The following is a 20,193-nucleotide window of genomic DNA, read 5'->3' on the forward strand; positions in this document are numbered from 1 at the left end:
CGTTAGTCTGAATACTTAGCCATCATTTCTTCCACTTCTGCCAAGGTTATCCCAAACAACTCCAACCGCTTGAGCAGCTGTTTTCCATTGGAATAGCCGATGCGGAGCTGTTCGCCTAGATACTCTCTGCGCCTACGACTGTCTGCTCCCGCTAAGAAACCTAGGCGAATCAAGTCACCACGACTGATGTCAAATTCGTTCTCATTTTCAAATTGCTCTGTCACCTGAGCCAGCGCTGTTTTTAGGTCTTCATAGCTGGCGTGTTCGATTCCCAGAGAACATCCCTTGGACTTGGATTTGGGAGCAGCCTCATCTCGCTTGAGAAAGGCATGCTGCACCGTTGGAATGGCCGTCATAATCATACGCCGAATCCGCTCCCCATTAAAATCTGGATCGGTAAAGACAATGACTCCATGCAATTCATGCAGGCGTTGAATGCGTTCTATATCCTGGTCATTTATTGCGGAACCTCGTGTTTCATAGGTCTCTACATCAAAGTAACGTTTGAGATTGGCCGTATCATCGCGACCTTCGACCACGATGACTTGGGAAATTTTTTCTTTCATCACTTGCTGTCCAATCCGAAGATTCGCTCTGCATTTGCAGTCGTTGCTGCTGCTAACTCTTCTGTCGTCATACCGCGCAAGTCCGCGATAAAGTCCACGACATAGCGGGTGTAGGCTGTCTTGTTTTCACGACCGCGCTTGGGAACAGGTGCCAAGTAAGGCGCATCTGTCTCAACGAGTATTTTATCCAAAGGAAGTTCTCTAGCAGCTTCTTGGATATCCGTCGCTTTCTTAAAGGTTACCACTCCCGAGAAGGAAATAGTCATACCAAGCTCGACAAACTTTTCTGCCCACTCAAGAGAGCCTGAAAACGAATGCATAATCCCACCACGAGGACCAACGCCCTCGCTCTTAATAATCTCATAGGTATCTTCCAGCGCATCCCGGGTATGGACCACAAAAGGCAAATCCAAGTCCTTAGACAACTGAATCTGACGACGAAAAACCTGCTCCTGCACTTCCTTAGGTGCGGTCATCCAATGGTAGTCCAGACCAATCTCACCCAAAGCAACAACCTTGGGATGCTTAAGCTTTTCAAGCAAGTAAGCCTCGACCTCGTCAGTATATGTACCTGCTTCAGTCGGATGCCAGCCAATAGTCGCGTAGAGTTGCTCATACTCATCTGCCAACTCTAGGGCACGTTCAATGGTTGGCTTGTCAAAACCAACAATATTCATCTGTGTCACACCCATCTCAGCAGCCAAGGAGATTTCTTCTGCCTCACGTCCTGCAAATTCCTCTACATTTAAGTGTGTGTGTGTATCAAAAATCATCTCTTCTAACCTCGTTTTCTTCCCTCTATTATACCAAAAATAGCATCCCTCGGCTTGTAAAAATATTCTAATATCAATCGTTCTCCCTTGACTGCCTTTTTTCAAAGCAGTATAATAACACTTATTGAAATTTTTAGTAAAGGAAAAAAAATGTTTAGAAAATTAAAATATACCTTTATCGGTCGGCCACTCAAGTCTCTCACAGACAGCGAAGGGGGCTTATTAGGAAAAATGCAGGCACTTGCAATGTTATCCAGTGATGCCCTGTCTTCCATCGCCTATGGACCTGAACAAGTCATTCTCGTTTTAGTCAGTCTCTCTCCTCTCGCTATTTGGTGGAGCCTCCCTATCGGTATTTTTGTCCTTTTACTCCTCGCTAGTTTGACCATTTCCTATCGTCAAATCATACACGCCTATCCTCAAGGAGGAGGGGCCTATATGGTTACTCGGGAAAATCTCTCCCCTGAACTGGGCTTGATTGCAGGAGGCAGTCTCCTTGTTGACTATATGCTGACAGTAGCCGTATCCGTCGCTTCTGGAGCTGATGCTATTACTGCAGCCATCCCTGCCCTCCATCCCTACAATCTTCATATCTCTATTTTCCTAGTCTGCCTGCTCATGCTCTTGAATTTAAGAGGGTTGAAAGAATCTGCCAGCTCTCTGATGATTCCCGTCTACCTCTTTATCTTCAGTACCGTCTTTCTCTTGCTTTATGGATTCTTTCAACTATTTACAGGTTCCCTAAACTATCAGGCGACTTCAACCATTGGACAAACTGTTCCGAGCCTTTCCATCATTCTCCTATTGAGAGCCTTTACCAGCGGTTCGGCATCCCTGACAGGGGTGGAGGCTATTTCAAATGCAGTCCCATTTTTCAAAACTCCAAAAGAAAAGAATGCTGCTCAAACCTTGACCATCATGTCACTGATTTTAGGATTTCTTTTTGCAGGCATCACCTTCCTAAACTACTGGATGGGCATCACGCCTCAAAACGGAGAAACCATCCTCTCGCAAATGGCCAAGGGCATTCTTGGTGATTCATTCTTTGGTCATGCCAGCTACTATCTCTTCCAGTTCTCAACAGCCTTGATTCTAGCTGTAGCTGCAAATACTGGCTTTTCAGCCTTCCCTATGCTGGCTTACAATATGGCTAAAAACAAGTACATGCCCCATCTCTTTATGGAAAAGGGGGATCGTCTTGGCTACTCCAACGGTATCTTAACTCTGGCCTTTGGGGCTATGATTCTTCTTCTCATTTTTAATGGGAATACTGAACGCTTGATTCCTCTTTATACTATCGGGGTCTTCGTTCCCTTTGCCCTCTCTCAGACTGGGATGATTCGTCATTGGAAAAAGGAAAAAGGAGCAAACTTCTTAAAACCTGCCTTTGCTAATATCCTTGGGGCCATCATTTGTTATGCTATCGTTCTCATTTTACTCCTCTTCAGACTGGGTGATATCTGGCCATTCTTCCCAATTATCCTAGTTTTAACCTTCCTCTTTTTGTCCATTCACAGCCATTACCAAAAAGTGGCAAAACAACTACGACTCTACGAAGGAATTGAAAAGCGCACTTATGACGGCAATCTTGTCCTTGTTCTAGTAGGAAATGTCACTCGAGTAAGTGTCGGAGCCATTAACTACGCTCAAAGTATCGGTGATGAAGTGTTAGCCATGCACATTTCTACTAAAGAAACGGCAGAAAAAGACCAAGAAATTCTTCAGGAATTTGCCGATTACTTCCCAAATATCACTCTGAAGAATATCAATACTAGCTACCGCGACATCATCACCCCTAGCGTTAAGTATGTCAAACGAATCGCCCAAGAAGCTAAGCAAAAAAACTACACTGTTACAGTCCTTGTCCCACAGTTTATCCCTAACAAGCCTTGGCAAAATATCCTGCACAATCAAATGAGCCTCAAACTAAAATACGCTCTCAGATGGCATGAAGACGTCGTTGTCGCCAGCTACTCTTATCACTTAAAAGAATAAACAAAAACTCAAAATCAGTAACTTATATCTGATTTTGAGTTTTTTGTATGTAACCTTTTAAACGAGCCCTCCATGAATTTCATCTGAAATGACCGATTTCAAGGACAATTCACCCTTTAAGATAAAAAGAAAAGCCAGTAGACTCGAGTTCCTACTGACTTCTTTGTTGAATTCGTTTGGATTAAGCAGCCAAAACTTTGCGTCCTTTACGACGACGAGCTGCCAATACGCGACGACCGTTTTTAGTTGACATACGGTTACGGAATCCGTGTTTGCGCGCACGACGAAGTTTACTTGGTTGATAAGTACGTTTCACGATGAATACCTCCTCATAGATTTTGTATTCGTTTAGCCGGCTATAAAGTGATCAGTTACTAAACATACTTTACTATTCTATCTGATTCTTACCTATTTGTCAATAGCTCTAAGGAAATGTTTCCCGCTTTTCCCTATGAAAGCCTTATCTACGATACTGACTCAAGAAACGTGTCATCTTTTCTTGGATTTGCGCTAATTCGTCCACACGAGGAAGGTAAACGATACGGAAATGGTCTGGTTCCTTCCAGTTAAAACCACGACCATGAACCAAGAGAACCTTTTCTTGCTTCAAGAAATCAAGAACGAACTGTTCATCATCATCAATGCGGTACATATTGCGGTCGATTTTAGGGAAGATATAAAGACCCGCCTTCGGCTTGACCGCAGACAAACCTGGGATATCTTGAATGGCATTGTAAATGAAGTTTCTTTGCTCGTAAATCCGTCCACCAGGAAGGAGCAATTCATCCACTGACTGGTGCCCACCTAGTGAAGTTTGTACGACTTGCTGGGCCAAAACGTTAGAGCAAAGACGCATATTGGACAGCATATTGAGACCTTCGATATAGCCCTTGACATGGTGCTTAGGACCAGACAAGACCATCCATCCTACACGGAAACCAGCGATACGGTGAGATTTTGACAAACCATTCATGCTGACACAGAAAACATCAGGTGCCAAGCTTGCCACAGGCGTATGCACATGTCCATCCATCACCATGCGATCATAAATTTCATCCGCAAAGATGATCAAATCGTTTTGACGAGCAATCTCAATAATCTCCAACAAGAGTTCCTTAGGATAAAGGGCTCCAGTTGGGTTATTTGGATTGATAAGGACGATTGCCTTGGTATTGGAAGTAATTTTTGACTTAATATCGTCAATATCTGGGTACCATTCTGCAGCTTCATCACAGATATAGTGAACGGCATTTCCCCCAGCTAGGCTGACCGCGGCTGTCCAGAGAGGATAGTCTGGCATAGGCACCAAGACCTCATCGCCATTATCCAAAAGCCCTTGCATGGACATAACAATCAGCTCACTGACACCATTTCCGAGGTAGATATCATCAATGTCTACATTGGGAAATTTCTTCAGTTGGCAATACTGCATGATGGCCTTACGGGCTGAGAAAATCCCTTTGGAGTCAGAATATCCCTCACTATCACGCGCATTCATAATCAAGTCATGAATGACCTCATCTGGTGCTGTAAAGCCAAATTCTGCTGGATTTCCTGTATTCAGACGTAAAATCTTTTCTCCGTTTGCTCGCATCCGCATAGCTTCTTCCAAAACAGGACCACGGATATCATAGGCAACGTGCTCTAACTTACTAGACTTGTTATATTCTTTCATCTTGTTTCCTCAATTCATAGAGATAGTAACATTATACCACTAGAAAGGGATTGCGACAAGTTTCCTGAAATGAGCAAGCAAAGAAAAAAACTCACAACGACTAGGTTTTCACCGTTTAAACAACTAGAGTACAGAAGTATTTTCTCACATACCAAAAGACAAACCTAGAAAGATCAGCGCTAAAAAGGAATCATACAAAAGATTAAACATGAGAAAGAGCCCCCACGTGACCAAATAGTCCAAGTGACCACTTCTCTTTGCAATCACCAATAAAATGATGTGGTAGACTAGGTGAAAGAGAAGAAATCCAACAAAACCTGGATAGAGAACGGGCACAACTCTTTCCAGCTGCCAAAGCATCACTACTTCTCCTACAAGCGACGCAAGGATAATTCCATGATAAAGAAAACTTATTTTTTTAGAAGCTTGAACAGACCCTTTCATACTTTCTCATCCCCTTTACTGTGTTTCCTACTAGCTCGTTTTCTTTTATTTTAACATATCTCCACCAAATCGAATCTCCGATAATATTTATTTAAATATGATTTTTACTTTACTTCTTTAGTGAAAAGGGTTACAATAACAGTAAGAAAATTTCAGGAGGTTTCATTATGGCACAACGTTACCAAAATGTTATGGTCGCAATTGATGGTTCTAAAGAAGCAGACTTGGCTTTCGTCAAAGGTGTTTACACTGCTCTACGCAACGAATCCAAGCTCACCATTGCCCATGTTATCGACACACGCGCTCTTCAAAGCGTGTCTACCTTTGATGCTGAAGTTTACGAAGAGCTCCAAGTCGATGCTGAAAGTCTGATGAAGGAGTACGAAAAGCGCGCAAGAGATGCTGGTGTGACCGATATTCACATCGTCATCGAAATGGGAAATCCAAAAACCCTCCTTGCCCGTACTATTCCAGACGCAGAAAATGTCGACCTGATTCTCGTTGGTGCAACAGGGCTCAATGCCTTTGAACGCCTCTTGGTTGGCTCTTCATCTGAGTACATTCTCCGCCATGCAAAAGTCGATTTGCTAGTCGTGAGAGAAAGTGAAAAAACATTGTAATCATTAAAAAAGGGAGCCTCTGGCTCCTTTTTGTTTGTCCTGATTGGGTCAGAAAAAGGCTTTAAACAATAGTTTAAAGCCTCTATCTTATTTAGAAGGTAGTCAATCTCAAAAGATTGAATTATTTGTAACTGTATGCCCAGTAGTATACACCGTTTCCATCAACTACTGCTGCTACAGCTCCTTCAGTGACATTCGGATCGAGAAGCAAGTCTCTCAAACCACTGTTTGCCCATTTCTTAACGACAACAGCAGCATCTTCATCACGACGTCCTACAAAGCCTGTGCTATCGTATTGACGTGAAATTTCATTTACTTTCGGAAGTGCTTGATTTTGATAAATGTCTTCAGACCAAGTCAATTCTTTCAATCCTTGAGCTTTACGAGTCTCATTGATTTTAGCGAAAGCTTCTTTCGCTTTTGAAACATAGTCATAGTTTGTATCGTTTGTTGCTTCAACACGGTAAACAAACTTCACATAACCAAATTCTACATCACTGTATTTCTTGTCTTCGACACCACTCTTGAGATTTGCAATCAAGACATAGTCCTTAGCGTATGGGTTTTCTTTCGTCTTCTCAAAGATTTCTGGATCTTCGATTTCCCACTCAACTTTAGCATCCCAACCAGAGTTATCAAGGAACTTAGGATTCATTTTTTCGATGACATAGTTTTTGAACTCTTCAACATTCTTGAATGGCAATGCTTGACCTGCTTTAGCAGTCGTTACCAAGTTAGTTGAGTAAAGTTTCACGCTTGAGTTCTTGTCACTGTACATGTACTCGTCATCAGCAGTGTTTTCGTGAAGTTTTGGATCACGAGCTGGATCGTTTGGATCAGTCATCCCTTGAAGTTTCCATTTTCCTCCAAGCCACTTCCAGTATGCTGAGTAACCTGTACGCTCTGAATTAGATGATACATAGTAGTAATGTGCACTACCGTCGAAGTAGTAGTTTTTATCATTCTTGAGGACTGCATCACCTGGTTTACCTGGTGGGTAAACCAATTTTGGAGTTTGTCCATTTGGTGCCCAAGCCAAGTGTTCCAATCCTTCAGCTGGTTTTTCAACATAATCAGGGATTTGGTTTTCACTTGGTTCATCAGTCGTTACCAAACCTGGTGTTGTTGGGATAGCTGGAGTTGCTGGTGTTTCTGGTTTTGGTTCTGCTGGTGTTTCTGTTGATGGCTTGAATGGATCAAATTCACTATCAGCACCATTAATTGGTGGGTTTTCTGGTAGGTCAACACTTGGAGTTGCTGGTTGCTCTGGTTTTGGCTCAGCTGGTGTTGTTGGCTCTTCAGGTTTATCACTAGGAGCTGGTGTTGGAGCCTCTGGTTCTGCTGGTGTTGGAGCAGGAACTTCAGGTTGACTTGGTTGTGCTGGCTCAACCGGAGTTGTTGGTTGTTCTGGTTTTGGTTCTGCTGGTGTTGCCGGTTGTGCTGGTGTTGTATCAGCAGAATCTTTCACCAATACCCACTTACCATTTTGGTAGTAGTAATAATCACCATTGTCCAATACATAGTAATGGTAACCATTTTCGTAACGATAGTGTGGGTCGTTTTCCAAGTTGTTAGTAGATGAGTTGTTGTTACTATTGTTTGTCAAAGGTTTCCACTGACCGTTACGATAAATACGGTAGCTACCGTCGTTCATGCGGTAGTAGTGATTGCCATTCCAGTAAATATAGTTTTCATCGCTAGCAAGGTTGTTGTAATTATTCCAATAGTTATAACCATAGTAGTTGCTACTGTTGTCATAGCCATAGTAGTTATTCCAATTATTGTAACCGTAGTTGTAACTTGGGTAATAGCTACCATATCCATAGTTATAGCTTGGGTAGTAGCTATTGTAGCCATAGTTATAGCTTGGGTAATAACTGTTGTAGCCATAACTTCTCACAGTATAGTTTGATGTGCGGCTACGATTTGCAGTAGTACGGTTAGAAGTACGATTGCTTGAACGGCGGCTAGTTCTTGTATAGTAGCTATTATTCCCATTCCAGTTGTAAGCAGCGTGAGCTTCACTTGGTGCAAAAGTTGGAAGCATTGTTACAGCTGTTAAAACAGAAGCTGTTAAATAGGTATATTTTTTCTTCATTTCAACCTCTTAATTCTTTAATTTCTAAACTTGAAAATTAAAATAATAAAAATAATAATAAAAATTTGGAAAGCAATTGTGCACAATTTTATAACTAACCCTCAAAACTAGAGTGAATTCTTCACATCAACTTGTTAACAGGCCTGAAATAAACAAGTTGACTTTCTGTCTTTAAAAAGAGCATATTATAGCAGCGTGAGGATTTTATATTTATTCGCTTTCTGAATTCATTCTAACACATCAACTTTCAAATATCAAATAATTTGACTCATCTTTTTTTGATATTTTTTTAAAAGGAAAGCTAGATAAATTGGGGTAAAATGCCACTCTGCATTATTTTTTGTAAACTAAAATATTTTTCTTTTCTTTTCCAAAAAAAATTTCAAACGTTTTCTAATTCAAAATAAGTATAAATATGCTAATAATAATTAGTGATATATATGTAATTGTTCGGATTTCAGGTCAAAAAATCCCCGGATTTTTCATCCAGGGAAAAGAATTTTCTCTTATTTTTTATTTTTTCTTTCTTTATGTCGCTCATAAGCTTTAAACTGACGTTGTAGTTCCTGTCGGATGGCAGGTTCTGGAGCATATTTTTCTTCCCAGTCATCTGGTTTTAAAATCTTGTGTGTAACTGGGTCAAAATGAGCTTTTCCATCAGGGAAGACCTTCCCCATATTCGCTTCATGGACAATATCAAAAATACGTTCTGGATCTACTCCCATCAAAACAAAACTACCGTATGTGAAATACAGTGTGTCAATCAAAGCATCCACTTGACCGACCAAGTTTTGCTTAGCAGGTGTCTTTTTCGCCACTTTCTCTGCCGCCTTATCAAGTGCCTCATGCATGCTTGCAAGGGAGTTTTGGAATTCTTCCTCCGAAGAACTTGCTGCGCGAACAAACTCTACTAATTCTTCAATTTTAAAATCTGCGCGGTGGGTTGCACCTTCAGCATCCCATGCCTGTGGTTCTTCTTGAGTTCGTTCATCCATCATGTGGTGGAAGGTTTTAACCTTATTAAAGTGGTAGTCTCGACTGACAAACACTTTTTCTGAAGCCAAAACACCAAAGTGCTCGAGCGCCTTGTGGATACCATCTTGTTGATTACTTGCCGTAATATGCTTGGCAACTTCTTTGACACTGCTACTGCCATTTCCCATAGCGACCGACATACCAACACCTGCCAACATTTCCAGATCGTTGTCTGAATCACCAAAGGCCATGACTTGGTTGAGATCAAAGCCATATTCTTTCCCGACTCGGCGAATGCCTTCTAGTTTGGAATTTCCTTGGTTGATGATATCCGCTGCAAAAGGATTGCTTCGAGTTAATTTCAAATCTTCAAAATCACTTGCTGCCTTCTCAGATTCTTCTGGCGTCATCAGCATCAAAACTTGATAAATGGGTTGATTAATCAAGTTAAGCAAGTCGTCTTCCTTTTGAGGAACTGCCTTGCTGACCATTCGATTAAAGGAACGGCTAACGGTTCTTGTCAGAACAGTCGGAATAAAACGACTAACCAGTTGGGAAAAGGAGCCGAGACCAAATGACATAATTTTCGAACCAACAACGGCATGCTCGGTTCCAAGAGCGATTTCTTTACGCTCCTTTTTAGCGTAAGCAATCAGTTGACGCAGGCTTGACTTAGCAATCGGACTCGCAAAGAGCACCTTTTCTTTATTAAAAATGTATTGGCCATTGTAGGTCACCGCAAAGTCTAGGTCCAAGTCTTCCATCAATTCCTTGACAAAAAACGGCCCTCGTCCTGTCGCTACTCCAACAAGCACTCCTTGCTCTTTGACAATCTTAATCGCGTCCTTAGTGGATTTCAAAACACTCTTGCGATCGTTGACTAGCGTTCCATCGATATCAAAAAAAACAGCCTTGACTTCCATCCTGTCCCATTCTCCCCTTTTGTGTTACAATGATTATACCACATTTCAGAAAGAGTGACTAAATCATGCCTAAGAAAATCCTTGTTTTACATACAGGTGGGACTATTTCCATGCAAGCAGACGCAACTGGTGCCGTTGTAACTAGTCAGGACAATCCCATGAACCATGTTTCCAATCCACTTGAAGGGATTGAGGTTCATGCCCTAGACTTTTTTAATCTGCCAAGCCCTCATATCAAACCCAAGCATATGCTTGCACTCTATCATAAAATTAAAGGGGAAGCTGATAACTACGATGGTGTTGTCATCACACATGGTACAGATACCTTAGAAGAAACAGCTTACTTCCTTGATACCATGAAAATTCCGCCCATCCCCATCGTTCTAACAGGGGCCATGCGTAGTTCTAATGAACTTGGTAGCGATGGTGTTTATAACTATCTGAGCGCTCTGCGAGTTGCCAGTGATGATAAAGCGGCCGACAAGGGTGTGCTAGTCGTCATGAACGACGAAATCCACGCAGCCAAGTATGTTACCAAAACTCATACGACCAACGTCAGCACCTTTCAAACCCCAACACATGGACCACTTGGCCTCATCATGAAACAAGAAATTCTCTACTTCAAAACGGCTGAACCTCGTGTCCGGTTTGATCTTGAGCATATTCAAGGTCTGGTTCCCATCATCTCAGCCTATGCCGGTATGACAGACGAGCTGATTGATATGTTAGACTTAGAACAGCTGGATGGCTTAGTCATTCAGGCCTTTGGAGCAGGCAATATTCCCAAAGAAACAGCTCAAAAGTTGGAAAATCTCCTGCAAAAAGGAATCCCAGTCGCCCTGGTCTCACGTTGTTTTAATGGTATTGCTGAACCTGTCTACGCCTACCAAGGTGGAGGGGTGCAGTTGCAACGAGCTGGTGTTTTCTTTGTCAAAGAACTCAACGCTCAAAAAGCGCGCCTCAAATTATTAATTGCCCTTAATGCTGGACTAAAAGGACAAGCTTTGAAAGACTATATGGAAGGATAAACCTCTTCTCTAGAAAGCAAATCAGGAAATCGTGAGATTTCCTGATTTTTTCTATTTACGTTTTCGTGTTGAACGGCGTTCTGTCAAACCATGAGGTAAGAGAACTTCACGTTCTTCCAGCTCTTCCTTATGCATAATCTTAGTCAACATACGCATGCTGATAGCACCTAGATCATAAAGAGGTTGGGCAATAGTCGTCAAGTTTGGACGAGTGAATCGTGCAATCTGAGAGTCATCTGTCGTGATGATTTCAAACTCTTCTGGCACAGATACACCATGGTCAGCCAAACCATTTAGGACACCCGCAGCCAATTCATCACCTGTTACAACTGCGGCTGTAGCTTGTGATGAAATCAAGCGTTCTGCCAAGGCATAACCATCGTCATAGCTGTATTTTGATTCGAAGACCAAGCCCTCGCTATAAGAATGTCCAGCTTTTTTCAAGGCTTCCTTGTAACCGATCAAACGAACCTTGCCATTGATATCATCGACAAGTGGTCCACTCACAAAAGCAATTTTTTCGTTTTCTTTGAGAAGGTAGCTCACCGCATCAATCGTTGCTTGTTTGTAGTCGATATTGACACTTGGAAGTTGATGTTCTACATCCACAGTACCAGCAAGAACAACCGGTGTCCGTGAACGAGAAAACTCTGAACGAATCTTTTCAGTCAAGTGATAGCCCATAAAGATAATCCCATCGACTTGTTTTGAAAAGAGAGTGTTAACCACTGAAACTTCCTTTTCATCATCCTCATCACTATTTGCAAGGACAATGTTATACTTGTACATTTCAGCAATGTCGTCAATCCCCTTAGCAAGTGTTGAGAAATAACCATTGGTAATGTTAGGAATCACAACTCCGACTGTCGTTGTTTTCTTGCTAGCCAAACCACGTGCTACCGCATTTGGACGATAGTCCAAGCGATCAATCACTTCTAGGACTTTTTTTCGAGTGTTCTCTTTAACATTCTTGTTGCCATTAACGACACGGCTAACTGTTGCCATTGAAACTCCTGCTTCACGGGCGACGTCATAAATCGTTACTGTATCATCTGTGTTCATTCCGTTTCCTTTCTATAATGAAAATTTCGCTTTCACGCATCTACTTACTCCATTTTATCACTTATTGTAAACACTTTCAAGTATTTTTTAGAGAAACTTTGAAAAAATTTCACAGTTTATTCCCATTTTGAAAAAGCGAGTAGGATTTCTTGATTTTTAAGACATTTTGCTGTATGATAAGGAAAATAAAGGGGGAGGAAAACATGGCTTTTACAAATACACAGAGACGTTCCGCTAGTTTTGGTGTCGTGACCAGCCTACCTGACGATGTCATTGACTCTTTATGGTATATTATTGATCATTTCCTGAAAAATGTCTTTGAATTAGAAGAAGAACTCGAATTTCAGCTTCTCAACAACGAGGGGACCATTACCTTCCATTTCTCTAGTCAAAACCTTCCGACTAGCATCGATTTTGATTTCAATCATCCTTTCGATCCGCTTTATCCTCCTAGGGTCCTTGTTTTAGACTTGGACGGTAGGGAAACCATCCTCCTTCCAGAAGAAAATGACCTATTTTAAAAAACTCTAGCTTCTCGGCGCAAACTGCTGAGGAACTAGAGTTTTCTTTTTCTAATAAATGGATCGACTGACAACTAGACCGTTTGGTTTTGTATACTCAAAGTCAAGATAATCCTGATAAGTCCCTGGCACAATGAAACCTTGGGGACTCAATATATCAGTCCCAGCTTTTCCCACGATAGAGTCTGCCAGCAAAACACAATTGGTACTGAGAACAAAGTAGGTCTTAAACTCGGATGAGCTGAATTTATAGAGGGTCGCATCCGCTTCCTCTTTCAGTTGGTAGGAGTAGGTATGCTTGACCTCTCCCTCTCTTCTTTTCATCAACTGCGAGCTTGGTTCCCAAGGAATTAACAGGTCTTCTATCTCTGCTAAACGCGCTTGGATGGCTGCTTTCTGTTGGTCCGTCAAACTCAGACCATAAGCAAACAAGGTCTTCTGACTTTCCCTCTTGCAGAGTTCAATGTATTTTTCCCGATTGGCCTTAAACAAAACACCGTCTCCAACCATGCCGAATAAACGCTCCGAGTGAGGATCATAGGAACCATAGGAAATAACCGTCCCTTGATAACAAATATCCACATGTCCCATGGCGAGGAAGAAGGAGGTTTCTGAGGTATGGATAAAAATTTCCAGATCAACCGTCTGGTCGTTTTTTCTTTCTGAATGAACTTCCCCTTCTTGGCTTTCATGATTTGCCAGCCACTTATTTAGTTTTCGCAAGGTGCTGATAGGGATCAGAGCCGTCACAAAGATCGGCAGAGTCATTCGCATACGTCGTTTCAGCTTGGGATTGTTTTCTATCCTTTCAAAAAAGAAACCGTCCCGGAGGCTACTAGCTCCTAGCATGAGCAAGTAAAACCCAAGCAAGAGCAATTCAAAATTCGCTGCATCGTGAAAAGGAGAGATGCTATAAAGCCCGAATCCTATCATCCATACAGCATCGAAGAGATGATGGAGCCGAGGATGAATGGCATTTTTTCGATAGAGAGACCAAGTCACAAGACTAATGATGCCCGTAAACAGCTGGTAGCTCGCAATGATAAAAACCAGGAGATAGAGGGCAAGGTCTTGCAAGATGATAGAGTCAAACACCAGAGCAGCTACCACCAGCTTGCCCAAGGTTACAAAGATATTTTCCCGACGTTTTTTATCTTGAAACCAGCGAGTCAACAAGTGCCAAACTGCTGACAAGGAAAAGTAGCCCATCAGCAACTGGTACCCCATTCGCGGAATAACTTGTCCAAAACGAATCAAGAGAAGCCCTAAAACAATAGCAAGTAGTCCCTCCCCGATACTCTTCCACTTGCTATAGGTCTCGGAAAGCTTAGGCATTTCCTTGCTCCAACTGGTCAACCAAGTATCGAATTGGTTGCTTTAGGATTGGATGGATAAAATGGGGAGCTATTTCCACTAACGGCTCAAGAACAAAAAGGCGTTCTGCTATGTAAGGATGAGGCAAGATAAGATCTGCTGTATAAATGACCTGGTCCTCCACAAAGAGCAAGTCCAAATCAATCAAACGAGGCCCCCAATGCACCTCTCGAACCCGTCCCATTTCTGACTCAATGGCTAATAATGTTTCTAACAAGACTGGTGCTGGTAGCCAGGTTTCTACTTCAATCACCTGATTGACAAAGCTATCTTGTTCCACACCACCCCAAGGCTCCGTCGTCAAGATACTGGACTCTTTGAGAATATGGATACCTCGAGTCCTCAGTTTATCAATAGCTTGTTCCAAGTTCGCTTTCTTGTCTCCCATATTACTTCCTAGAGCGATAAAGGCCCGCTGCTTACGACGGTGAATGGTCACCGAGCAGGTATCTAACGGTAAATGCACTGGAGCCCAAGGTTTTTTTAGTTCCAACTCAATCTCTTGGACAAGAGGATAGGTCTCAAAAGTACGTTCAACTAGTTTGTAGGCTACCGTTTCAATCAAGTCCTCAGTGCTTTCCTGAAACCAAGTCGTCCACTGCTGACACAGTTCTCCGTAATGGACAGAAGAAGCTAAATCTAACTCAGTCGCTGCCTTAGTCATATCATAGGATAAGCGTGCAGAAATAACAAACTTTTGCCCCAATTCCTTCTCACTTGGAAAGAGTCCGTGATAAGCAAATATTTCCAAATCTTTAATCTTTAGCTGATCCATAACTAGTCCTTTCTAGAAAAATCCGCTTATAGCGGATTCTTTTTATACTCAATGAAAATCAAAGTGCAAACTAGGAAGCTAGCCGCAGGCTGCTCAAAACACTGTTTTGAGGTTGCAGATGGAAGCTGACGTGGTTTGAATCTGATTTTCGAAGAGTATTATAGTCCCATTAAACGATAAGCTTGATCTCGGAGGTCCTTATCTGTTTCAAATAGACCGCGAGCTACTGTCGTCAAGGTTGCAGTACCTGGTTTTCTGACACCACGCATGCTCATACACATATGTTCTGCCTCAATAACAACAAAGGCTCCCTTAGCACCCAGATAGTCCATCAAGGCATCAGCAACCTCAATATTCAAACGTTCTTGAATCTGTGGTTTTTTAGAATAAACTTCAACCGTACGGGCAAGCTTGGACAAGCCTGCCACACGGCCATCTGGAATGTAGGCAATGTGCGCTCTACCATAAAATGGCAAAAAGTGGTGCTCACACATAGTATGGAAAAAGATATCCTTTTCCACTACCATATTATCGTCGATAATCTCAAAGGATTTTGACAGGTGTTCCTCAGCAGTTTGGCCAAGACCTGAAAAAATCTCTTGGTACATACGGGCTACACGAGCAGGTGTTTCCTGCAAGCCCTCGCGGTTAGCGTCCTCACCAACAGCCTCGATAATCATTTTTACAGCCGTTTCAATCTTTTGTGTATCCATTCTCGTTTTTCCTCTCCATTAGATAGGTTCTCACTTGGCTCAAGAAATACAAGGAACCCGTGACAATCCTAACTGTTTGTTTCTCTTCATTTTTATCTGTCAATTTCTGCTCTAGAAAATCCGGCCAACTTTGGTAATTGAGATTTCTAGACTTTGCTGTCTTTTTCAGCACGTTTTCATCAGTCGCCCGACTATCGTCAAAATGGGTTAAAGTCAATTGACTATCTGGCACCGTTTCTAGCAAATCCAGCATATCATCCAAAGCCTTGGTTTTGATGCAAGTAAAGAGGATTTCCTTATGATAATCCGCAAAGCGTTCTTGCAAGGTTGCTAATAAAGACTTGATAGCATGGGGATTGTGGGCCCCATCTAAAATCATCAAGGGGTCACTAGACACGACCTCCAAACGCCCTGGCCATCTGGTCTCTTTCAAAGCTTGAGCAACCAAGTCATTACTTGCTAATTCTCGCCCAGTCTCCTGACAATAAGTGTCTAAGAGAGCAAGCGCCATCCCCGCATTTTCTATCTGGTGCAAGCCAAGCAGACCTGTTTGAAAGCGACCTTGTCTGACAGAACTGGTATAATCAAAGATTTCACCCGCTACTACGCTTTCTTGATGACTGATTTGATAATCTCTCTCATATCTTATTCTCGGTGCATCTTTCCCTTCTGCAATATTGTCAATCACAGTCAAGGCTTCTGGAACAATATGACCTGTCACCAAGGGAATGCCTTGCTTGATAATACCAGCCTTCTGCTCTGCTATGGCTTCCAAGGTGTCACCAAGTAGGGCCACATGATCCAGTCCAATGGTCGTAATTCCTGTTAAAATTGGCTGGCAGACATTAGTACTATCCAAAAGACCACCCATGCCGACTTCCATGATAGCCACATCTACTTGTTCTGAGGCAAAGTAATCATAGGCTAGAGCTGTGATAATCTCAAACTCGGTTGTTCCCTGCAAATTGTCAGCAGATTCTCTCTCAAGCAAAGACTGATAGTCTGCCATGAGAGCTTCTAGTTTCGCTTCAGGAATGGATTCCCCATTAATGCTAATCTGGTCTGTATAATGAATGAGATAGGGCGAGCTGAACACCCCAACTCTCAGGTCTAGCCCTTCCAGCATCTTTTTCAAAAAAGCAATGGTCGACCCCTTGCCATTGGTCCCCCCGATATGGATGACCTTAAGTTTGAGATGGGGATTGCCTCGCAGAGCTAGGAGTTCCACCATTCGCTCCAAACCAAAATGCGGTTGGTCCATCCGGTAGTGGGCAATCCACTGATTGTTTTCAATTTCGTTCATCTTACTTATATTGTTTTAAATCTAGATTTTCTGCATCATCTGCCAAACGGATAGCAGAGGCAATTTCAACTGCCATCCTGTGACTGGCAACATCATGCACGCGCACCACTTCCACACCCTGTCTCACAGCGATACTGGTTACATGAGCAGAAGCTGTGTCTCGATTGCGGAAACCAAGTTCGGTCCCAGGATTAACTTCAAAGCCATTTTCTTCTAGGATATTGATGACAAATCGCTTACGCGAAACTCCAAGAAAAATCGGATAGCCTTGCTGGTGTAGTTTATCTAGATCCCGTAGAAGGAGTAGATTTTCCTTCTTGGTCAGACCAAAGCCAATCCCTGGATCCAGCAGAATATTTTCTCTTGCAATTCCAGCTTGGTTCGCTCTCGCTAGAGCATGTTCAAAGAAAGCCTCCATCAAGTTTTCGATTGGCACTTTTTCAAAGTCAGCTAACTCTTCTTCTGTAAAAGCTTGTCTAAAACCAAAATGAGGAAATATGAGTGAACTAGGGTGCTGAGGACGAACCATAACTGGATTAAACATGATAACCACTTTTGCTCCAGCCTTCGCAACCACATTCGCCATTTTCTCATCTCCCATGAGACCCGTGATGTCATTTACCAGATTGGCACCAGCAGCCAAGGCGGCCTCTGCCACCTGACTTTTCCAAGTATCGATAGAAATGAGGACATCACTTTCCTCACGGATAGCTTTAATCACTGGAACAACACGCTGGATTTCCTCTTCTATCTCAACATAGCTACTGCCCGGCCGAGTCGATTCTCCACCGATATCTAGCATGCTCGCTCCTTCTGCTATCAATTTACGAGCCTGCTGGAGTGCCTGCTCAAGAGCAAAAAACTGCCCACCATCCGAAAAAGAATCTGGGGTTACGTTGATAATTCCGCAAATAGCTGTCTTTGCATGATTAGCTTTACTTGACATATCGGTCACTCCCTCAAGGTTTTTCACCATATTATCTTTCTATTTTACCATAAAAAGAAAAAAGATGGACACGTTAGTATTCATCTTTTCCAAGTAGGCCAATGGTTTAGAATGATAGACCTAGATTTCTACTAATCAACACCAATAAGGCCAACAAACAAAATGCAATACCATTGAGAATCATATGAAGCAAAATGGACATCTCCAAACGCTCAGTCTTATAGGCTGTCCAAGTCAAAACCGTTGACATTCCTCCATAAATAATCACAGAAGGTAAATTGGTTGGCATATGGAGCAAGGCAAAGACGATTGCACCAACAACAAAACCTAGTTTTTCTTTTCCACGGAAGATCTTTTTAGGAATAATTCCACGACACAAAATTTCTTCACAAATCGGCGCAATCAAGACTAGTAGGAAGAAAGTTGAAATCAAGGAACTATTCTGAACCAAACCATTCAGTATTGATTGGTTATTGGTTGTTGCCTCATTTGTTAGTCGAAGCAGGAGTGAACCCAAGAGATTTGTCGCAAAAATCACCAGATAACTCAGTACCAAGCGAGCCAAGTCTTTTGCCTTAAAAAAGGATAGATTAAAAGTAGCAAGTTGTGTTTTTCGTGCACCAATAATGAATACAATCAAAACGACTATGGATAGGGCACCAACTAAGAGCCCTGACTGTAAAATCGGAAACTGTTTGTTTGCTAAAAACAAAGCAAGTCCTATGGGAAATTGAGATAGAACAAAAGCTACCAAAAGGATGAGCACCCATTTCCCTCTGTTCAAAACCTCTTGCCAAATCGTCTTATCTTTCATGATGTACCTCCTTATAATTAAAAAGGGGAGACTCCCCTTTTCCTATTATACCATTTATAGCGCCATACTGATATAGTTAAGGATAAACAAGGCATCCAAAATCCAAATCATCACGTGCACATCCTTGGCTTGACCTTTGACAACTTTTGTCAAGGTATATGTCAAGAAACCAACAGCAATCCCTTGTGTGATAGAGTAGCTGAATCCCATAAAGATAGATGTGAAGAAGGCAGGAACCGCTTCAGCCATATCATCCCAAGGGATATTTTTCAAGTTAGAAAGCATCATGATTCCGACGATGATCAAAATTGGTGCTGTTGCAGCTGTCGGAACAATCGCTAGAAGTGGGCTAAAGAAGCTAGATAGAGCAAAACAGATCGCAACCACTAGGGCTGTCAACCCAGTACGTCCACCAGCGCCGATACCCGCCGCAGACTCAACATAGGTTGTAACGTTTGAAGTACCTGCAATGGCACCTACTGAAGTTGCCACCAAGTCTGAGTAAAGAGCCTTGTCCAATTTAGCAGATTCATGGTTTTCCCCACTTGTCGCAACGATACCAACTTTTTCACCAGTACCGATAAGAGTACCGATTGTGTCAAAAATATCTGTTAGTGAGAAGGCAAGAATAGCCATCAAGGTTTCTGGTAAACGTGAAGTGTTTGAAATCAAAGATCCTAAACCTTCTGAACCAAGAGCGGCACCAAACAAAGTTCCTAAATCATTAACCGCTGATGAAAGATTGTTGCTAGCGAAGTCAATCCCTGACAATTTCACAACACCAACAGCAATGGCAAGGACAGTCGTTGTTAAAATAGAAAGAATGATTCCACCCTTGATGCCTTTAACAACAAAGAAAATGGTAATAGCCAAACCTGCAAGAGCCACCAATACGGCTGGAGTATTGAAGTCTACCAATCCTGGAACAGCTGCGGAGTTTGCAGTAAGTGCAGCTTGAGCCTTGTCTGCTCCTTCACCTGCTACCGTATAAGTACCTGGATCGATTGAGAATTTCAAGAGACCAGCATTCTTAATTCCAACATAGGCAAGGAAAACACCAATACCAGCCGAAATAGCTGAACGAAGTGTTGTTGGAATAGATTCGATGATCATTTTACGAACATTTGTTAAGGTAATAATCAGTGAAATAATTCCACAAATGAAGACCATACCAAGAGCCTCTTTCCAAGTATAGCCCATCCCAAATACAACTGTAAATGTAAAGAAGGCATTTAGTCCCATACCTGGTGCTTGTGCGTACGGCAAATTAGCATAGAAAGCCATCATCAAAGTACCTACTACAGAACCGATAATCGTTGCCAAGAACACACCTTGAACAGGCATACCCGTTTGGGAAAGCATTTGAGGGTTTACAAAGAGAATATAACTCATTGCAAAGAATGTTGTTAAACCAGCAAGCACCTCTGTACGGACATCTGTCCCGTGCTCTTTTAGTTTAAATAGTTTGTCCATCTTTAATCTCCTTTTGTTTTTTACGAACAATATTAGTATTATATCATTTATCATTCACCTTTTCAATATGTTTGTTTGATTTATTTAATAAATCAAAGCAACTGTAGTTTTTGTT

Annotated in this window: 19 protein-coding genes; 4 read left to right on the top strand and 15 right to left on the bottom strand. The window is 42.1% G+C overall.

The genetic code is table 11. The features are described 5' to 3' along the window. Nucleotides 1-2: 2 nt before the first annotated feature. Both rnmV and M1F63_RS08485 read right to left on the bottom strand, forming a co-directional pair. Nucleotides 3-566 (bottom strand): ribonuclease M5, encoded by a 564-nt coding sequence (rnmV, locus tag M1F63_RS08480; protein WP_247941200.1) that lies wholly within the window; start codon nucleotides 564-566, stop codon nucleotides 3-5. Further along, nucleotides 566-1,339, bottom strand: coding sequence for a TatD family hydrolase (locus tag M1F63_RS08485; protein WP_000575641.1), 774 nt, complete (start codon nucleotides 1,337-1,339; stop codon nucleotides 566-568). The genes rnmV and M1F63_RS08485 overlap by 1 nt, the downstream gene beginning before the upstream one ends. A gap of 150 nt (nucleotides 1,340-1,489) precedes the next feature. Here M1F63_RS08485 and M1F63_RS08490 point away from each other — a divergent pair, with 150 nt between their 5' ends. Then, entirely contained in the window at nucleotides 1,490-3,334 is a 1,845-nt protein-coding gene (locus tag M1F63_RS08490) for an APC family permease (RefSeq protein ID WP_247941201.1), read from the top strand. Nucleotides 3,335-3,515: 181 nt separating this feature from the next. On the opposite strand, the gene rpmH is transcribed toward M1F63_RS08490, so the two are convergent. From rpmH to M1F63_RS08505, 3 genes are all read right to left on the bottom strand, one after another. After that, a complete protein-coding gene (rpmH, locus tag M1F63_RS08495) occupies nucleotides 3,516-3,650 on the bottom strand; it encodes a 50S ribosomal protein L34 (protein ID WP_000831905.1) in 135 nt (44 codons plus the stop codon). A gap of 144 nt (nucleotides 3,651-3,794) precedes the next feature. Further along, nucleotides 3,795-5,009 carry a pyridoxal phosphate-dependent aminotransferase gene (locus tag M1F63_RS08500; protein ID WP_000666454.1) on the bottom strand — a complete coding sequence of 405 codons (1,215 nt, stop codon included), beginning with the start codon at nucleotides 5,007-5,009 and terminating at the stop codon, nucleotides 3,795-3,797. 144 nt (nucleotides 5,010-5,153) lie between these two features. Next, nucleotides 5,154-5,453 carry a hypothetical protein gene (locus M1F63_RS08505; protein WP_247941202.1) on the bottom strand — a complete coding sequence of 100 codons (300 nt, stop codon included), beginning with the start codon at nucleotides 5,451-5,453 and terminating at the stop codon, nucleotides 5,154-5,156. Nucleotides 5,454-5,620: 167 nt separating this feature from the next. On the opposite strand from M1F63_RS08505, the gene M1F63_RS08510 reads away from it, so the two are divergent. Next, nucleotides 5,621-6,073, top strand: a complete 453-nt coding sequence (locus tag M1F63_RS08510; RefSeq protein ID WP_000079162.1) for a universal stress protein — start codon at nucleotides 5,621-5,623, stop codon at nucleotides 6,071-6,073. A gap of 121 nt (nucleotides 6,074-6,194) precedes the next feature. Here the strand turns inward: M1F63_RS08510 and M1F63_RS08515 are convergent, their stop codons facing one another. Both M1F63_RS08515 and M1F63_RS08520 read right to left on the bottom strand, forming a co-directional pair. Continuing rightward, on the bottom strand, nucleotides 6,195-8,171 hold the full coding sequence (locus M1F63_RS08515; RefSeq protein ID WP_000731510.1) for a CAP domain-containing protein: 1,977 nt from the start codon (nucleotides 8,169-8,171) through the stop codon (nucleotides 6,195-6,197). Nucleotides 8,172-8,677: 506 nt separating this feature from the next. Next, nucleotides 8,678-10,069, bottom strand: coding sequence for a Cof-type HAD-IIB family hydrolase (locus M1F63_RS08520; RefSeq protein WP_000453122.1), 1,392 nt, complete (start codon nucleotides 10,067-10,069; stop codon nucleotides 8,678-8,680). Between the two features lie 65 nt (nucleotides 10,070-10,134). Here M1F63_RS08520 and M1F63_RS08525 point away from each other — a divergent pair, with 65 nt between their 5' ends. Then, nucleotides 10,135-11,097 (top strand): asparaginase, encoded by a 963-nt coding sequence (locus M1F63_RS08525; RefSeq protein WP_125422989.1) that lies wholly within the window; start codon nucleotides 10,135-10,137, stop codon nucleotides 11,095-11,097. Between the two features lie 51 nt (nucleotides 11,098-11,148). On the opposite strand, the gene ccpA is transcribed toward M1F63_RS08525, so the two are convergent. Next, nucleotides 11,149-12,159 (bottom strand): catabolite control protein A, encoded by a 1,011-nt coding sequence (gene ccpA / locus M1F63_RS08530; protein WP_001090635.1) that lies wholly within the window; start codon nucleotides 12,157-12,159, stop codon nucleotides 11,149-11,151. 203 nt (nucleotides 12,160-12,362) lie between these two features. Between ccpA and M1F63_RS08535 the strand changes: the two genes are divergently transcribed. Continuing rightward, nucleotides 12,363-12,680, top strand: coding sequence for a DUF960 domain-containing protein (locus tag M1F63_RS08535; protein ID WP_084881332.1), 318 nt, complete (start codon nucleotides 12,363-12,365; stop codon nucleotides 12,678-12,680). 51 nt (nucleotides 12,681-12,731) lie between these two features. Here the strand turns inward: M1F63_RS08535 and M1F63_RS08540 are convergent, their stop codons facing one another. From M1F63_RS08540 to M1F63_RS08570, 7 genes are all read right to left on the bottom strand, one after another. Continuing rightward, complete coding sequence (locus M1F63_RS08540; RefSeq protein ID WP_247941203.1) at nucleotides 12,732-14,015, bottom strand: DUF308 domain-containing protein; 1,284 nt, start codon at nucleotides 14,013-14,015, stop codon at nucleotides 12,732-12,734. Beyond that, nucleotides 14,008-14,829, bottom strand: coding sequence for a 2-amino-4-hydroxy-6-hydroxymethyldihydropteridine diphosphokinase (gene folK, locus M1F63_RS08545; protein ID WP_084881334.1), 822 nt, complete (start codon nucleotides 14,827-14,829; stop codon nucleotides 14,008-14,010). Before folK ends, M1F63_RS08540 begins: the two co-directional genes overlap by 8 nt. A gap of 158 nt (nucleotides 14,830-14,987) precedes the next feature. Next, nucleotides 14,988-15,542: a GTP cyclohydrolase I FolE gene (gene folE / locus M1F63_RS08550; RefSeq protein ID WP_000380931.1), complete on the bottom strand. Its 555-nt coding sequence runs from the start codon at nucleotides 15,540-15,542 to the stop codon at nucleotides 14,988-14,990. Then, on the bottom strand, nucleotides 15,523-16,845 hold the full coding sequence (locus tag M1F63_RS08555; RefSeq protein ID WP_247941204.1) for a bifunctional folylpolyglutamate synthase/dihydrofolate synthase: 1,323 nt from the start codon (nucleotides 16,843-16,845) through the stop codon (nucleotides 15,523-15,525). The genes folE and M1F63_RS08555 overlap by 20 nt, the downstream gene beginning before the upstream one ends. A 1-nt stretch (nucleotide 16,846) precedes the next feature. Next, nucleotides 16,847-17,821 (bottom strand): dihydropteroate synthase, encoded by a 975-nt coding sequence (folP, locus tag M1F63_RS08560; protein ID WP_045593663.1) that lies wholly within the window; start codon nucleotides 17,819-17,821, stop codon nucleotides 16,847-16,849. A gap of 76 nt (nucleotides 17,822-17,897) precedes the next feature. Continuing rightward, nucleotides 17,898-18,605, bottom strand: a complete 708-nt coding sequence (locus tag M1F63_RS08565; RefSeq protein WP_000653642.1) for a CPBP family intramembrane glutamic endopeptidase — start codon at nucleotides 18,603-18,605, stop codon at nucleotides 17,898-17,900. 54 nt (nucleotides 18,606-18,659) lie between these two features. Then, entirely contained in the window at nucleotides 18,660-20,078 is a 1,419-nt protein-coding gene (locus M1F63_RS08570) for an NCS2 family permease (RefSeq protein WP_049520591.1), read from the bottom strand. Nucleotides 20,079-20,193: the final 115 nt, after the last annotated feature.

This window comes from Streptococcus oralis (genome assembly GCF_023109155.1).
In the GTDB taxonomy this organism is placed as follows: domain Bacteria; phylum Bacillota; class Bacilli; order Lactobacillales; family Streptococcaceae; genus Streptococcus; species Streptococcus oralis_BZ.

Bases quoted from the DNA above. Each gene is read 5' to 3' on its own strand.
- folK (WP_084881334.1), bottom strand. From the start codon at position 14,829: ATGGATCAGCTAAAGATTAAAGATTTGGAAATATTTGCTTATCACGGA.
- M1F63_RS08520 (WP_000453122.1), bottom strand. From the start codon at position 10,069: ATGGAAGTCAAGGCTGTTTTTTTTGATATCGATGGAACGCTAGTCAAC.
- folP (WP_045593663.1), bottom strand. From the start codon at position 17,821: ATGGTGAAAAACCTTGAGGGAGTGACCGATATGTCAAGTAAAGCTAAT.
- M1F63_RS08570 (WP_049520591.1), bottom strand. From the start codon at position 20,078: ATGGACAAACTATTTAAACTAAAAGAGCACGGGACAGATGTCCGTACA.
- M1F63_RS08555 (WP_247941204.1), bottom strand. From the start codon at position 16,845: ATGAACGAAATTGAAAACAATCAGTGGATTGCCCACTACCGGATGGAC.
- M1F63_RS08490 (WP_247941201.1), top strand. From the start codon at position 1,490: ATGTTTAGAAAATTAAAATATACCTTTATCGGTCGGCCACTCAAGTCT.
- M1F63_RS08565 (WP_000653642.1), bottom strand. From the start codon at position 18,605: ATGAAAGATAAGACGATTTGGCAAGAGGTTTTGAACAGAGGGAAATGG.
- M1F63_RS08515 (WP_000731510.1), bottom strand. From the start codon at position 8,171: ATGAAGAAAAAATATACCTATTTAACAGCTTCTGTTTTAACAGCTGTA.
- M1F63_RS08505 (WP_247941202.1), bottom strand. From the start codon at position 5,453: ATGAAAGGGTCTGTTCAAGCTTCTAAAAAAATAAGTTTTCTTTATCAT.
- ccpA (WP_001090635.1), bottom strand. From the start codon at position 12,159: ATGAACACAGATGATACAGTAACGATTTATGACGTCGCCCGTGAAGCA.
- folE (WP_000380931.1), bottom strand. From the start codon at position 15,542: ATGGATACACAAAAGATTGAAACGGCTGTAAAAATGATTATCGAGGCT.
- M1F63_RS08485 (WP_000575641.1), bottom strand. From the start codon at position 1,339: ATGATTTTTGATACACACACACACTTAAATGTAGAGGAATTTGCAGGA.
- M1F63_RS08500 (WP_000666454.1), bottom strand. From the start codon at position 5,009: ATGAAAGAATATAACAAGTCTAGTAAGTTAGAGCACGTTGCCTATGAT.
- M1F63_RS08525 (WP_125422989.1), top strand. From the start codon at position 10,135: ATGCCTAAGAAAATCCTTGTTTTACATACAGGTGGGACTATTTCCATG.
- M1F63_RS08540 (WP_247941203.1), bottom strand. From the start codon at position 14,015: ATGCCTAAGCTTTCCGAGACCTATAGCAAGTGGAAGAGTATCGGGGAG.
- rnmV (WP_247941200.1), bottom strand. From the start codon at position 566: ATGAAAGAAAAAATTTCCCAAGTCATCGTGGTCGAAGGTCGCGATGAT.
- M1F63_RS08535 (WP_084881332.1), top strand. From the start codon at position 12,363: ATGGCTTTTACAAATACACAGAGACGTTCCGCTAGTTTTGGTGTCGTG.
- M1F63_RS08510 (WP_000079162.1), top strand. From the start codon at position 5,621: ATGGCACAACGTTACCAAAATGTTATGGTCGCAATTGATGGTTCTAAA.